This window comes from Micromonospora sp. NPDC049060 (genome assembly GCF_040649055.1).
In the GTDB taxonomy this organism is placed as follows: Bacteria; Actinomycetota; Actinomycetes; order Mycobacteriales; family Micromonosporaceae; genus Micromonospora; species Micromonospora reichwaldensis.
The window spans coordinates 1-14,578 of record NZ_JBEZEV010000065.1 but is presented as its reverse complement, the minus strand read 5'-3'; the positions used below and the strand labels follow the sequence as shown (position 1 = coordinate 14,578).

Sequence of the window (14,578 nt, the reverse complement as noted above, 5' to 3'; positions counted from 1 at the left end):
ACCAAGGGCCCGGCTCCACCCGGGCGCATCGGCACTACCGGCGTCGCGGGTAGGTCGCCAGACTCCCTCCGGTAGCGTTTCTGGCGTACACCTTGTTTTGTCGTTTTGAGGGGGAACTGCGGTGCGAGTGACCGGTACGGGGCACGCCAGCATGCGGATCGACACGGCCGCGGGCAGCATCCTGTGCGACCCGTGGGTCAATCCGGCCTATTTCGCCTCATGGTTCCCGTTTCCGGACAACTCCCTGCTCGACTGGGAGGCCCTCGGCGACGTCGACTACCTCTACGTGTCGCACCTGCACCGGGACCACTTCGACGCGGCGCACCTGAAGCGCTTCGTGTCGAAGGACGCCACCGTGCTGCTGCCCGCGTTCCCCACCTCCGAGATGGAGGACGAGCTGCGGGAGCTGGGCTTCACCAAGTTCCTGAAGGCGCCGAACGAGCAGGTAGTGGAGCTGGACGGCGGCCTGAAGATCATGATCCAGGCGCTGACCAGCCCGACCGACGGCCCGATCGGCGACTCGTCCCTGTGGGTGGAGTACGACGGGGTCCGGCTGCTCAACCAGAACGACGCCCGCCCCACCGACCTGAGCGTCTTCGCCGAGCTGGGCCACGTGCACGCGCACATGCTCCAATTCTCCGGCGCGATTTGGTACCCGATGGTCTACGAGCTGCCGCAGGCGGCGAAGACGGCGTTCGGCAAGCAGAAGCGCGACCGGCAGTTCGACCGCACCTGGCGCTACATCGATGACCTGAAGGCCGACCACGTCTTCCCGATCGCCGGCCCGCCCTGCTTCCTCGACGACGAGCTGTGGCAGTTCAACGACATCCACGGCGACGAGGGCAACATCTTCCCCGACCAGTCGGTCTTCCTGAGCGAGTACGCCAAGGTCGGCGGCACCAACGGCGTCGTGCTGCTCCCGGGCAGCGTCGCGGAGATCACCACCTCCGACGCCAGCACGACGCACCCGGTGCCCGTGGAGGAGTTCTTCGCCAACAAGGTGGCCCACCTGGAGGAGATGCGCGAGCGCAAGCGGCCGGTCATCGAGGCCGAGAAGGCGTCCTGGCGGCACCCCGAGGTGGACGTGCTCAAGGAGATGCAGCGCCGGATCGAGCCCCTGCTGGAGGAGTCGATCTACCTGGCCAAGGGGGTCGGCGGCCCGGTCCGCTTCGACCTGGTCGGCTACGACGGCGAGAGCGTCGAATCCATCGTCGTGGACTTCCCGGGCAAGCAGGTCCGGCCGTACGCCGACGAGAAGGTCCGCTACCGGTTCCGCACCGAGCGGGCGTTGATCGAGCACCTGCTGCACATCGGCGAGGTGGACTGGGTCAACTCCCTCTTCCTCTCCTGCCGCTTCTCGGCGGCCCGGATCGGCCAGTACAACGAGTTCGTCTACGCCTTCTTCAAGTGCCTCTCCACCGAGCGCCTCCAGTACGCGGAGGGCTGGTACGACGAGCACGAGCGCTCCAGCGACGCCGAGGACATCACCCTCGGCGACTGGGTGGTGCAGCGGCGCTGCCCGCACCTGAAGGCCGACCTGACCCGGTTCGGCATCGTCGAGGGCGACCAGCTCACCTGCCAGCTGCACGGCTGGAAGTTCGACCTGGCCAGCGGCCGCTGCCTGACGAGCGTCGGCCACAAGGTCCGCGCCCACCGCGCGGACGCCACCCCCACCACCGCCTGACCCCCCGCCCCCTCCCGCCCTCCCGCGGCGTCGATCATGCAGTTGTGGCGGCCCGCATAACGGTGGTTACCGTCACGTATCGGGCACCGCAACTGCATGATCGACGCTCAAGGCGGCGCCCCGGCGCGTGCGTGGGGCGGCGGGGGTGGGTCAGTGGGTGAGGTCGGTGAGGATGCGGCGGGCGGCGTTGTGGCCGGCCGCGCCGATGACGCTGCCGGCCGGGTGGCAGCCGGCGCTGCCCGCGTAGACGCCGTCGAGACCTGTGGCGTACGGCATCCGGTCGGTGAACGAAACGGTGTTGTCGACGTGGTGGATGTGCCCGCCGGTGATGCCGAAGTGCGCCTCGATGCCGGGCGGCGGCAGCGGCACGGCGTCGGCGATCAGGTCGCCGGTGCCGGGGGCGTACCGCTCGCAGATCGCGATCAGCCGGTCGACGTAGCCGGGCAGCGCCTCGTCCCAGGTGGTGCCGGCCAGCTCGTACGGCACCGACTGGACGAAGAGCGCCGACGAGTGGTGCCGGCCGTCGGACAGCGACGGGTCGACGGTGGTGTGCAGGTACCACTCGATGGTCGGCTCGGCGGGCAGCCGCCCCGCCTGGACGTCCGCCCACATGGCGCGCAGCGCCGCCATCGGCGACTCGCCGCCGCCACCGGTCAGGGACTCCGAGCCGGGCAGCAGGTGGATGGTCGAGCCGAACGGGCTCGGGGAGCCCTGGGGCAGGCAGGAGAAGCGGGGCAGACCGGTCAGCGCCAGGTTGAGCTTGAGCGTGGTGCCGGGGCGGCGGACCGCCGCCATCCGCTCGGCCAGCGGCGCCGGGAGCGCGCCGTCGGGCAGCAGGTCCATCAGGCGGTACGGGTCGCACGCGCCGAGCACCACCCGCGCGCCGATCTCCCGCCCGTCGGCGAGCACGACCCCGCTGGCCGCGCCGCCGTCCAGGGTGATCGCGCTGACCGGCGTGCCGGTGCGGATCGTCGCGCCGGCGGCCCGGGCGGCGTCGGCGAACGTACGCGACACGGTGCCCATCCCACCCTCGGCGATCATCCACGTGCCGTCGGAGCCGGGCAGCCGGCACATGTTGTGCACGAGGAAGTTGTGCCCGGTGCCGGGGTCGTCGGGGCCGGCGTTGAGCCCGGAGAGGCCGTCGGTGACCGCGTACATGCTCATCAGGAGCTCGGAGCGGAAGTCGAAGCGGGCCAGGTGGTCGGCGACCGAGCCGCGGACCAGGTCGACGAAGACCTGCCGCAGCGCCGGCCGGACGTACCGCTCGGCGGTCTCCTCGACGGGCAGCGGCTCGGCCAGCCAGGCCGGGGCGAGGTCGTCGCGCAGCGCGGCCAGCTCGGCCTGGAGGGCGTCGTCGGCGGCCACGTCGGCGGGGGAGAAGAACTCGGCGAGCTGCGCGCGGGTCGCCGCCGTGTCGCTGCCGAAGAGCAGGTACGGCGAGCCGGGGCCGCCCGGGGTGGGCAGGAAGTAGTGCGGGTCGCGGCGCAGCACGGGGATGCGCACGTCCAGCGTGGCGAGCAGCTCCGGCGGCATCAGCCCGAGCAGGTACGACCCGGTGGAGTGGCGCAGCCCCGGCACCTTCGGGAACGGCGCCTCGGTGCGGGTGGCCCCGCCGATGACGTCCGCCGCCTCCAGCACCAGCACGTCGAGCCCGGCGCGGGCGAGCAGGATCGCGGACACCAGACCGTTGTGCCCGGCGCCGACGATCACCACGTCGGCCCGGGGCGGCAGCTCGTCACCCATGCCGGTGGAGCCTAGCGCCCACAGGTCCCGCCGGTCAGCCCTTCCGCCGCCGGTCGGCCTAGGCTTGCCTGCCATGGCAGCACCCTTCAGCGCGCCCACCCCCGGTGCTACCCACCGGACGGCGCCGTGCCCGGGTCGGCCTGCCGCTCTCCCTGTTCCTCGTCCTGGCCGGGGTCGGCGGCCTCGTCGCGGCTGTCGCGGTCGTCGGCGGAAGCCATCAGCCACGGTCACCTGTGGCGGGGCTCGTCGCGGCGGGCCGCCACCGAGGTCAGGACGGCGGGCTGTCGTCCGGGGGCGGGCCGGCCAGCAGTTGGGCGGCGAACGTCTCCAGTTCCAGCTCGAACAGCGCCTCGGCCTCGGTGACCGCCCAGTCGAACTGGTGGAAGACCTCCATGGCGACCAGCCCGTAGAGGCGGGTCCAGCCCGAGAGGAAGGCGTACGCGACCTCGATCGGCACCTCGCCGTGGCTGAGCCGCAGCGGCTCCAGCCGCCCGTCCAGGTGCCGCCGGAGCAGTTCGCCGGGCGGGGTGCGGAAGGGGGAGCGGCGCCACAGGTCGAGGATCGGCTGGATGAAGACGGCGCCGAGGCGGGCGCCGGGATGGTCCGGGGTGGCGCGGCCGTCGACGAAGGCGGTCCGCCCCGGGACGGGGGCGCCGAAGATCAGCCCGAACTCGGCGGGGTGCGCTATCGACCAGGCGCGGAACGCCCGGGACATGGCCAGCAACCGTGCGACCGGCTCGCCCCCGGCGTCGTCCCGGGCCGCCTCCAGCCGCACCCGTAGCTCGTTGTAGAAATCGGCGGCGAGGGCCGCGACCAGCGCCTCCAGGCTCGGGAAGTAGCGGTAGATGGCCGGCGCCGTCATGCCCATGTCGCGGGCGATGGCCCGCAGCGAGATCGCGTCGACCCCGCCCGTCACCAGCAGCCGGCGTGCCCCGTCCTTGATCTCGGCGACGGTCGCCGTGCGCAGGCGTTCCCGCCGAGTGGGTGCGGCCATCGACAACCACCTTGACCAGAGGAAACACCGTTGCGATAGTTAACGGCGTTCACTGAAATTAGCGATGGTAGCAGCTTAGCCATCTGTGGAGGGAGAGGCGAATGTTCGCCTGGTGGGGACACATGGTGGTGCGGCTACGCTGGGCGGTGCTGGCCGCCGCCCTGGTGCTGGTCGCTGTCGGATCGACCTGGGGGGCGGGTGTCTTCGGGCAACTGACCGGGGGTGGCTTCGACGACCCGGCCAGCGAGTCCAGCCGGGCCGCCGAACGGATCGACCGCGAGCTGGGGCCGCAGGGCGCAGACCTGGTGGTGCTCTGGTCCAGCGACACGGCGTCCGTCGACCAGCCGGCCTTCCGCGACCCGGTCACGGCCACCGTCACGGGGCTGCGCGCGCGTTCCGAGATCACCAGCGTCACCACCTGGTACGACACGCAGGCCCCCGCGCTGCTCTCCACCGACCGCCGGGCCACCTACGCGCTGATCCAGCTCCGGGCCGCCGACAAGGACGACAAGACCGCCGCGTACGAGGAGCTGCGGCCGGCCCTCGACGCGCCCGGCGTACGGACCGAGGTCGGCGGCGCGACGGCTGCCCTGCAGGAGTCGAACACACAGACCACCAAGGACATCACCCGCGCGGAACTGCTCTCCATGCCGGTGCTGCTGGTGCTGCTCGTGCTGATCTTCGGCGGGCTGGTGGCCGCGTCCACGCCCCTGCTGATCGGCGGGCTGGCCATCCTCGGCGCGTTCGTCACCGTCCGGCTGGTCACCCTGGTCACCGACGTGTCGGTCTTCGCCATCAACGTCATCACCCTGATCGGCCTGGGCATGGCGGTCGACTACTCCCTCTTCGTGGTCAGCCGGTTCCGCGAGGAGCTGGCCGCCGGCCACGACACCCCCGCCGCGATCCGGCGCACCATGCTCACGGCGGGGCGTACGGTGCTGGTCTCCGGGCTCACCATCGCGCTCGCCATGGCCAGCCTGCTGATCTTCCCCCAGGCGTTCCTGCGCTCGATGGGCCTCGGCGGGATCGCCGCCGTGCTGGTCGCCATGCTGGCGGCGCTGACCGTGCTGCCGGCCCTGCTCGCGGTGCTCGGCCGCCGGATCGACGCGCTGCGCGTACCGCTGCCGTGGCGGCGTGGGGCGCGCGGCGGGCGGCCGGCGGTGGGGGAGTCGGGCGGCGCCTGGGCCCGCATCGCGCACAGCGTGATGCGCCGTCCGGTGCGCTACCTGGTCGGGGTGACCGTGCTGCTCGCGGTGCTGGCCGCGCCGTTCCTGGGGGTCTCCTTCGGCGGGTTCGACGACCGGGTGCTGCCCCCGGACGCCGAGCCCCGGGTGGTCTCCGAGCGGGTCGCCGCGGAGTTCTCCGGCGGCACGATCTCGCCGATCGACGTGCTGGTCTCCGGGGCGTCCCCGGAGCAGGCGCAGCCCTTCGCCGACCGGGTGGCCGCCGTGCCCGGCGTGACCGGGGTACAGGTGGCGGCCAACCGGGGCACGTCGACGCTGCTGACCGTGACCTACCCGGGCGAGCCGGCCGGCGACACCGCGCAGGACGTGGTCCGGGCGCTGCGCGACCTGCCCGCGCCGGACGGCGCCGAGGTGCTCGTCGGCGGTCGTCCCGCCGTCGACCTGGACCTGATCGACGGTCTCGGCGACCGGCTGCCCTGGATGGCCCTGCTGATGGCCGCCGCGACCCTGGTGCTGCTCTTCCTCGCCTTCGGCTCGCTGGTGCTGCCGGTCAAGGCGGTGCTGATGAACCTGGTGTCGATCGGCGCGTCGTTCGGGGTGGTGGTCTGGATCTTCCAGGACGGTCACTTCGCGGACCTGCTCGGCTTCACCCCGACCGGGTTCATCGAGCCCAGCAACCCGATCCTCATGCTCGCCGTGCTCTTCGGGCTGGCCACCGACTACGAGGTGTTCCTGCTCTCCCGGGTGCGCGAGGAGTGGGACCGCACGGGCGACAACACCGCCTCGGTGGCGGCCGGGCTCCAGCACACCGGGCGGATCATCACCGCCGCCGCGCTCCTGCTGATCATCGTGGTGGCCGGTTTCGCCACCGGCGAGATGGCCTACATCAAGCTCATCGGGATCGGCATGATCGTGGCGATCGTGGTGGACGCGACGCTGGTGCGGGCGCTGCTGGTGCCGGCCACGATGCGGCTGCTCGGCCACTGGAACTGGTGGGCGCCCGCCCCGCTCGCCCGCTTCCACCGCCGCTTCGGCCTGCACGAGTCCGCCGAGCCTGAGCCGGCGGCCCCGGAGACCCGTCACGCCGAGTTCATCAAATAGAGGCTTCCATCGATTCCCCGTCGGCCCTGGCGTCGACGGGGCATCGGACCTGCCGGACCGACGAGTCGCTGGTGCCGGCGGGCGCCGCGCCGCTGACCGGGGTGGACAACATCACCGGCACGTCCGGCGGAGACCTCTACGTCGCCGAGGACGGCGGCAACATGGAGATCAACGTGATCACCCCGGCCGGGGTGGTCAGCCCGTTCCTGCGGCTGCTCGGCCAGTCGGGCTCGGAGCTCACCGGCCCGGCGTTCTCCCCCGACGGGTCGCCTCTCTACTTCTCCTCCCAGCGCGGGGCCTCGGGCAACTCCACCGGCAGAGACGGGATCACCTACGAGGTCTCCGGTCCCTTCCGGCCCTGATCGGCCGCCCGGTCGGCGGGCGGCGCGGCGGCGCGGCGGGCGCGCCAGGCGGACAGCGCGAGGGTGGCGGAGTAGCCGGCCAGCACGATCACGTGGAAGAGGTAGAGCCAGAGCAGGACCGCCACCCCAGCGCCGATCTCGTCGAAGCCCCCGAACGGCACCCCCAGGTCGATCGGGAGCGAGGCGAAGAGCACGAAGCCGTGCAGGAAGCCGGAGAGGTTCGCCGCGGTGAACGAGCCGACGGCCAGCGCGGAGAGCCAGTCCGGCGACGCCGGGCCGACCACCCGGAACACCCAGAGCAGCACCGGGGTGAGCACCAGCCAGACCGCCAGGAACGACAGCACGACCCCCAGCGCGCCGGTCCAGCCGCCCTGCCGGACCAGTCCGGTGGTCGTGGGCAGCGCGAGCAGGATCGACAGCAGCAGGGCCGGGGCCGGCGCCAGCAGCGGCAGCAGCAGCAGCCGGCCCCGCCAGCCGACCAGCGACTCCTCGCTGCGCGGCACGGCGACCGAGACGAAGGCGCGGCGCAGCCCCTCGCCGTAGAGCGACGCCGGCAGCAGCGACGCCAGCGCCAGCAGCGGGGTCAGGCCCACGCCGGCCTCGACGAGCGCCTGCACCGCGTGGGGCGCGCCGATCGCGTCCGGCAGCGTGTCCACGGCGTGCGAGGTGAGCCGGCGTACGCGCTCGGCGCCCGCCAGCAGCGAGGTCAGCCAGATCGCCAGCAGGGCCACCGGCACCACGGCGATCGCCCCGTAGAAGGTGATGGCGGCGGCGTGCAGGGACAGGTCCCGGCCCCGCAGCGGGCGGAACGCCGCACTGGTGACCCGCTTCGCCCGTTGCCATCCGCCGCCCATCGCGGCTTCTTTCCCCGTACCGCCTCGCGCCACTCATTAGGATCACGGGCCATGACCGTTCTCACCACCCGGCGCCTGGTGCTGCGGGAGTGGACCGTCGACCCGGCCGACCTGGCCCGGATCTTCGACATCTACTCCCGGCCCGAGGTCACCCGCTGGCTGGGCGCGCCCGGCCTGCCGCTGACCGACCCGGCGCAGGCCGCCGACCGGCTCGCGATGTGGCGGGAGCGGCACGCGGGGCACGGTGGCCGCTACGGCACCTGGGCGATCGAGGTCCGCGACACCGGCGTGGTGGCCGGCACGGTGCTGCTCAAGCCGCTGCCCGGGCGGGACGAGGGCACGCTGACCGAGGACATCGAGGTGGGCTGGCACCTGCACCCCGACTCGTGGGGCCACGGGTACGCCACCGAGGCGGCCCGGGCGGTGGTGGAACGGGAGATGGCCGCCGGCACCCCTGAGGTCTACGCCGTCGTGGCCCCCGGCAACGAGGCGTCGATGGCGGTGGCCCGCCGGCTCGGCATGACCCACGTGGGCCGCCGCTCGGACTGGTACGGCGGCGAGGAACTGGAGACCTTCGTGCTGACCGGCTCCGCTGAGGGGCCGACTATGCGGTGAGCCGGCCGTCTCCTCCCGAGATCTTGGCAAGAAGGCGCCCCTCCAAGGGCAGTTTCTCGCCAAGATCTCGGGCCGGACGGGGCGGCTACGCCACCTCGACGAAGTCGAGTTCCGCCCAGCGGCTCAGGTGGGTGAACCGGAGCGTGTTGAAGCCCGCGTTGAGCGTCACGTCGACACCCACCTGCCGCCAGACGTCCCAGCCCGTGTTGGGGTAGGTGACGACCTTCGGGTTCGCGCCGTTGACCGTCAGCGTGTGCTGGGCGTCGCCGTAGCCGGCCGCGTAGGCCACGTGGGCGCGGTACCCGCCGGCCCGGGGCGCGAAGACGGTCACCTCGACCCAGCTGTCCGCGTAGTCGATGTACGCCACGACCTGGCCCTGCGACGTGCTCGGGGCGGCGCGCACCCCGCAGTGGTTGAGCGTGCCGCGTTCGGCCTCGTAGCGCACCCGGCTGCCCCGCACCACGGGGTTCCCGCCGGCCCAGCCCAGCGCCGCCACGTACATGCCACGGGCGGAGTAGTTGTTGATCCAGCCGTGGAACACGATGTGGTCGCCGCCGGCCTCGCGGACCACGTCCGCGCCGCCCGGCCCCCGCACCGCCGAGTCCAGCGACGCCGTGGTCATCAGCGAGCGGTACGCCTTCGTGTACGGGCCGGTCAGCGAGGTCGAGGTGGCGTAGCTGGTCTGGTAGCCGTCGCCGCCGTAACCGCCGAGGGAGTAGAACAGCACGTACTGCGCGCCGACCTTGGTCAGCACCGGCGCCTCGATGATGCCCGCCTCCTCAGCGCGCCCGCTGCGCAGCAGCTCCACCCGGGCGCCCTGGAGGGTCACCCCGTCGGCCGCGACCTGTTGCAGCCAGAGGCTCGTCGGCTGGCCGATCGCGTTGCCGTCGTCCTTGTAGAGCAGGTAGCGCAGGCCGGTGCTGTCGGTGAAGCTCGCCGCGTCGATGTCGCCGCCCTCGCCGGCGTTGCAGACCAGTGGTCCGGTGCCGACGGAGGTGAACGGCCCGAGCGGCGAGGTGGCCAGCGCGGCGCCGAGGCACTGCCGGCCGGTGGCCCGGCTGCGGGCGGTGTAGTAGAGCAGGTAGCGCCCGTCGGCCCGCTGCGACACGTCGGGCGCCCAGGTCAGGCCCCCGTTGGCCCAGGCGCCGAGGGTCGGCATCGCGTCGGCCCGCCTGGTCCACGCTCCGGTCAGCGAGCTGGCCGTGGCGACCGGGACGTTGCCGTGGCCGTTGTTCGTCGAGTACGCGTAGTAGGTGCTGCCGAACTTGACGACGTCGGGGTCGGGGAAGTCGCTGGCGATGACCAGCGAGGGGGTGGTGGTGGCAGCCTGGGCCACGCCCGGGCTGACGAGCAGTGGGGCGGCGACCAGCAGGGCCGCCAGCCAGACGAGACCTCTTCGCATGTCGAAATTCAACCATGGCGATCGATCTAACGAAAGAAAGCTGCGCGCGCCGGGCCGGGGGCCAGCCGGCGTCGGACCCGGTGTGCGATCCCGTGCGGCGGGGGCTGCGGCGGCTAGGCTGACCTGAGCAGAATGTCCGCTGAGGGGGTGAGCCCGGATGGCCCAGGCAGCTTTCGCGCCCGAGCCGGCGCCGCAGCAGGCCGAACCCGCGTCGCAGCCCACCGAGCCGTCGTTCGACGTGCTGCGGTGGCGCGACGAGCCGTGGACCGCCCAGCTCGCCCTCGACCTGTTGCCGGAGACCAACGGCCCCAAGGTTGAGGTCCTGAGCGGAAGCGTGATCGTGACGCCACATGCCGGTTATGACCACCAGGACGCGGAGTTGGATCTCGCGTACCTTCTCAAGCAGGCGGCCCGCCGGGCCAAGCTGTGGCTCTACCTCGAGGCGAACGTCGTCTCGGGCGACGACCTCTTCATCCCGGACATCGTCATTCTCGACGTGCCGGGTGGCGGGCGGACGACGATGGACATCGGGCACGCAGTGCTGCTCGGTGAGATCGTGTCGCCCGGCAACCGTCGCAAGGACGTCATCGACCGGCCCCGGGAGTATGCAGCCGCTGGCGTGCCGTTCTTCCTCCGCGTCGATCTGCGGAACCGGGTGCCCACGATCGCGTTGTTCGAGCTCGTCGAGGGGGAGTACCGGCCGGTGGCGGCCGCCGCCGCAGGTACCCGGTTCGTCATGAGGGAGCCGTTCGAGTTCTCCATCGACCCGGGCGACCTGCTGGGCGAGGAGGCGCCGGAGGAGGGCGAGGAGGCACCCGAGGGAGACGAGGAAGCGCCGGAGGGGCAGGCCGACGCCGAGGGTTGAGGCTCCCAGCGGGGGCACAGCGACGGTGGGGAAGAATGGCCCGGTGACTTCGCCCCGGGAACTCGTCCTGCTCGGCTCCACCGGTTCGATCGGCACACAGGCCATCGACATCGTGCGGCGCAACCCGGACCGGTTCCGGGTGGCGGCGCTCGGCGCCGGTGGCGGCAACGTCGAGCTGCTCGCCGCCCAGGCCCTCGAAATGCGCGTCGACGCGGTCGGCGTGGCGAAGGCGTCCGCTGCGCAGGACCTCCAGCTCGCCTTCTACGCCGAGGCGAGCCGGCGCGGCTGGGCCACCGGCGACTTCAAGCTGCCCAAGATCGTGGCCGGTCCGGACGCGATGACCGAGCTGGCGCAGTGGCCCTGCGACGTCGTGCTCAACGGGGTGGTCGGCTCGCTCGGGCTCGCGCCGACGCTGGCCGCGCTGCGCGCCGGGCGTACGCTCGCGCTCGCCAACAAGGAGTCGCTCGTGGCCGGCGGCTCGCTGGTCAGGGCGGCGGTGACGCGGCCGGATCAGCTCGTCCCCGTCGACTCCGAGCACACCGCGCTCGCCCAGTGCCTGCGCTCCGGTGCCCGGGGTGAGGTGCGGCGGCTGATCGTCACCGCCAGCGGCGGCCCGTTCCGGGGCCGGCGCCGCGACGAGTTGACGCAGGTCACGCCCGAGCAGGCGCTCGCCCACCCGACCTGGAACATGGGCCAGGTCATCACGATCAACTCCGCCACGATGGTCAACAAGGCGCTGGAGGTGATCGAGGCGCACGAGCTGTTCGACGTGCCGTACGCCGACATCACGGTGACCGTGCACCCGACCTCGGTGATCCACTCGATGGTCGAGTTCGTCGACGGCTCCACCATCGCCCAGGCCAGCCCGCCCGACATGCGGCTGCCGATCGCGGTCGCCCTCGGCTGGCCCGACCGGGTGCCCGACGCCGCCGCCGCCGTCGACTGGACGAAGGCCCACACCTGGGAGTTCGCGCCGCTGGACGACGAGGCGTTCCCGGCCGTCGCGCTGGCCAAGGCCGCCGGCGAGGCCGGCCGCTGCCGGCCGGCGATCTACAACGCGGCGAACGAGGAGTGCGTGGCCGCCTTCGTGGCCGGCCGGCTGCCCTTCCTCGGCATCGTCGACACCCTCCGGCGGGTGCTGGACGACGCTCCCGACTTCGACGAACCAGGTACCGTCGAGGACGTGCTCGCGGCGGAGTCGTGGGCGCGCGCGCACGCGCAGGAGATCATCATCGCGGGTTCGGTGGAAGGAGCTTGATGGCGTACCTGCTCGGGGTGGTGCTCTTCGCCCTCGCGATCCTCATCTCGGTGAGCCTGCACGAGGCGGGGCACCTGCTCACCGCCAAGGCGTTCGGGATGAAGGTCACCAAGTACTTCGTCGGATTCGGCCCCACCCTCTGGTCCTTCAAGCGGGGCGAGACCGAGTACGGCGTCAAGGGCATCCCGCTCGGCGGCTTCTGCAAGATCGTCGGGATGACCCCCCAGGACGACGACGTCGACCCGGCCGACGAGCCGCGCGCGATGTGGCGCTACCCGGTGTGGAAGCGGACGATCGTGATGTCCGCCGGCTCGATCACCCACTTCGCCCTCGCCCTGATCGCCCTCTGGATCATCGCGGTGAGCGCCGGGCTGCCCAACCCGCAGTTCCCCAGCACCGAGGCCGAGATCCGCAAGGAGCCGGCGGTCATCCAGCTGTCGAAGTGCGTGGTCCCGGAGAACACCCTGCGCGAGTGCACCACCGCCGATCCCGCCAGCCCCGCCGCCCAGGCGCAGCTGCGTGACGGCGACCGGATCACCGGGATCAACGGCACGCCGATCAACGACTACGGGCAGCTGCTCACCACCCTGCGCGCCCTCAAGCCGGGCGACACGGCGCAGATCGCGTACGTCCGCGACGGCCAGCCGGCCACGACCAGCACGGTGCTCGCGCAGACCCAGCGGCCCCCGCTCGACGACCCGAAGGGCCAGGTCGCCGCGGTCGCCGCGCTCGGCGTCGGCCTCGTGCCCAGCACCCCGACCCGGGTGACGTACGGGCCGGTCGGGGCGTTCGGCGCGACCGCCGACTTCACCGGCGACATGGCGGTCAACACCTTCGAGGCGATGAAGCGCATCCCGCAGAAGGTCCCCGCGCTGTGGGCGGCGATCACCGGCGAAGAGCGGGACATCGACACCCCGATCAGCGTGGTCGGCGCCAGCCGGCTCGGCGGCGAGGCCGTCGAGAACGACGCCTGGCTGCTGTTCTTCATGCTCTTCGTCTCGCTGAACTTCTTCATCGGCGTGTTCAACCTGCTGCCGCTGCTGCCCCTCGACGGCGGGCACATCGCCATCGCCTGGTTCGAGCGGGCCCGCTCCTGGCTCTACGCCCGCATCGGCCGCGCCGACCCCGGGCGCGTCGACTACCTCAAGCTCATGCCCCTCACGTACGCGGTGATCCTGATCGGTGGCGTGTTCACGCTGCTGACCATCACCGCGGACGTCGTCAACCCGATCACGCTCTTCTCAAGGTGAGTGCCTGAAGTGACCGCTGTCAGTCTCGGTATCCCCGCCGTACCGCCCCCGCCGCTCGCCCCGCGCCGGGTCAGCCGCCAGATCATGGTCGGCTCGGTCCCGGTCGGTGGGGGCGCGCCGGTGTCGGTGCAGTCGATGACCACCACCCTCACCTCCGACGTCAACGCCACACTCCAGCAGATCGCCGAGCTGACCGCGTCCGGCTGCCAGATCGTCCGGGTCGCCGTGCCCAGCCAGGACGACGTGGAGGCGCTGCCCGCGATCGCGAAGAAGTCGCAGATCCCGGTGATCGCCGACATCCACTTCCAGCCGAAGTACGTCTTCGCCGCCATCGACGCCGGCTGCGCGGCGGTCCGGGTCAACCCGGGCAACATCCGCCAGTTCGACGACAAGGTCAAGGAGATCGCCAAGGCGGCCGGCGACGCGGGCGTGCCCATCCGGATCGGCGTCAACGCCGGCTCGCTGGACAAGCGGCTGCTCGCCAAGTACGGCAAGGCCACCGCCGAGGCGCTCGTCGAGTCGGCGCTGTGGGAGTGCTCGCTGTTCGAGGAGCACGGCTTCCGCGACATCAAGATCTCGGTCAAGCACAACGACCCGGTGGTGATGATCCGGGCGTACCGCCAGCTCGCCGAGAAGTGCGACTACCCGCTGCACCTCGGCGTCACCGAGGCCGGCCCGGCCTTCCAGGGCACCATCAAGTCGGCGGTCGCCTTCGGCGCGCTGCTGGCCGAGGGGATCGGCGACACGATCCGGGTCTCGCTGTCGGCCCCGCCGGTGGAGGAGATCAAGGTCGGCAACCAGATCCTGGAGTCGCTCGGGCTGCGCGAGCGGGGTCTGGAGATTGTCTCCTGCCCGTCCTGCGGCCGGGCCCAGGTCGACGTCTACAAGCTGGCCGAGGAGGTCACCGCCGGCCTGGAGGGGCTGCCGGTGCCGCTGCGGGTCGCCGTGATGGGCTGCGTCGTGAACGGCCCGGGCGAGGCCCGCGAGGCCGACCTCGGGGTGGCCTCCGGCAACGGCAAGGGCCAGATCTTCGTCAAGGGCAAGGTCGTCAAGACCGTGCCCGAGGCGCAGATCGTGGAGACCCTGATCGAGGAGGCGCTGCGCATCGCCGACGAGATGGGCGCCGAGCTGCCCGAGGAGCTGCGCGGTCTGCTCCCCGGCGCCACCGTCACGGCACCCGATCAGCACCCTGATGGAGCAGGTCAGCGACCTGTTCGTCGGCATGGGCTACGAGGTGGCTGAGGGGCCCGAGGTCGAGCTGGAGTG

At 72.1% G+C, this 14,578-nt stretch carries 11 protein-coding genes and 2 pseudogenes; 9 read left to right on the top strand and 4 right to left on the bottom strand.

Annotated features, from left to right (window positions below; all coding sequences use genetic code 11):
* Positions 1-121: 121 nt before the first annotated feature.
* Positions 122-1,684, top strand: coding sequence for a Rieske 2Fe-2S domain-containing protein (locus AB0B83_RS21480; protein ID WP_357579654.1), 1,563 nt, complete (start codon positions 122-124; stop codon positions 1,682-1,684).
* A gap of 150 nt (positions 1,685-1,834) precedes the next feature.
* Here the strand turns inward: AB0B83_RS21480 and AB0B83_RS21475 are convergent, their stop codons facing one another.
* Positions 1,835-3,427, bottom strand: a complete 1,593-nt coding sequence (locus AB0B83_RS21475; RefSeq protein ID WP_357579653.1) for an NAD(P)/FAD-dependent oxidoreductase — start codon at positions 3,425-3,427, stop codon at positions 1,835-1,837.
* Between the two features lie 268 nt (positions 3,428-3,695).
* The gene (locus tag AB0B83_RS21470) at positions 3,696-4,421 is read right to left on the bottom strand and encodes a TetR/AcrR family transcriptional regulator (protein ID WP_357579652.1); all 726 of its coding nucleotides are present in this window, start codon (positions 4,419-4,421) and stop codon (positions 3,696-3,698) included.
* Between the two features lie 101 nt (positions 4,422-4,522).
* Between AB0B83_RS21470 and AB0B83_RS21465 the strand changes: the two genes are divergently transcribed.
* Together AB0B83_RS21465 and AB0B83_RS21460 are read left to right on the top strand one after the other, a co-directional pair.
* Positions 4,523-6,706 carry an MMPL family transporter gene (locus AB0B83_RS21465; RefSeq protein ID WP_357579651.1) on the top strand — a complete coding sequence of 728 codons (2,184 nt, stop codon included), beginning with the start codon at positions 4,523-4,525 and terminating at the stop codon, positions 6,704-6,706.
* A 59-nt stretch (positions 6,707-6,765) separates the two neighbouring features.
* Positions 6,766-7,068 (top strand): annotated as a pseudogene (locus AB0B83_RS21460) (translocation protein TolB); the annotation flags it as partial.
* On the opposite strand, the gene AB0B83_RS21455 reads toward AB0B83_RS21460, so the two are convergent.
* Positions 7,038-7,922 (bottom strand): YhjD/YihY/BrkB family envelope integrity protein, encoded by an 885-nt coding sequence (locus tag AB0B83_RS21455; protein WP_357579650.1) that lies wholly within the window; start codon positions 7,920-7,922, stop codon positions 7,038-7,040. The pseudogene AB0B83_RS21460 and the gene AB0B83_RS21455 sit on opposite strands and share 31 nt — an antisense overlap.
* Before the next feature lie 51 nt (positions 7,923-7,973).
* Here AB0B83_RS21455 and AB0B83_RS21450 point away from each other — a divergent pair, with 51 nt between their 5' ends.
* Positions 7,974-8,537 carry a GNAT family N-acetyltransferase gene (locus tag AB0B83_RS21450; protein WP_357579649.1) on the top strand — a complete coding sequence of 188 codons (564 nt, stop codon included), beginning with the start codon at positions 7,974-7,976 and terminating at the stop codon, positions 8,535-8,537.
* An 85-nt stretch (positions 8,538-8,622) separates the two neighbouring features.
* On the opposite strand, the gene AB0B83_RS21445 is transcribed toward AB0B83_RS21450, so the two are convergent.
* The gene (locus tag AB0B83_RS21445) at positions 8,623-9,939 is read right to left on the bottom strand and encodes a family 43 glycosylhydrolase (RefSeq protein ID WP_357579648.1); all 1,317 of its coding nucleotides are present in this window, start codon (positions 9,937-9,939) and stop codon (positions 8,623-8,625) included.
* A 157-nt stretch (positions 9,940-10,096) separates the two neighbouring features.
* Here AB0B83_RS21445 and AB0B83_RS21440 point away from each other — a divergent pair, with 157 nt between their 5' ends.
* The 5 genes and pseudogenes from AB0B83_RS21440 to AB0B83_RS21420 form a co-directional block, all read left to right on the top strand.
* A complete protein-coding gene (locus AB0B83_RS21440) occupies positions 10,097-10,804 on the top strand; it encodes a Uma2 family endonuclease (protein WP_357579647.1) in 708 nt (235 codons plus the stop codon).
* 43 nt (positions 10,805-10,847) lie between these two features.
* Positions 10,848-12,062 (top strand): 1-deoxy-D-xylulose-5-phosphate reductoisomerase, encoded by a 1,215-nt coding sequence (gene dxr / locus AB0B83_RS21435; RefSeq protein ID WP_357579646.1) that lies wholly within the window; start codon positions 10,848-10,850, stop codon positions 12,060-12,062.
* On the top strand, positions 12,062-13,312 hold the full coding sequence (locus AB0B83_RS21430) for a site-2 protease family protein (RefSeq protein ID WP_357579645.1): 1,251 nt from the start codon (positions 12,062-12,064) through the stop codon (positions 13,310-13,312). The genes dxr and AB0B83_RS21430 overlap by 1 nt, the downstream gene beginning before the upstream one ends.
* Before the next feature lie 9 nt (positions 13,313-13,321).
* Positions 13,322-14,485 (top strand): annotated as a pseudogene (gene ispG, locus AB0B83_RS21425) (flavodoxin-dependent (E)-4-hydroxy-3-methylbut-2-enyl-diphosphate synthase); the annotation flags it as partial.
* Between the two features lie 19 nt (positions 14,486-14,504).
* The coding region (locus AB0B83_RS21420) for a hypothetical protein (protein WP_357579670.1) at positions 14,505-14,578 on the top strand (74 nt) is incomplete at its 3' end.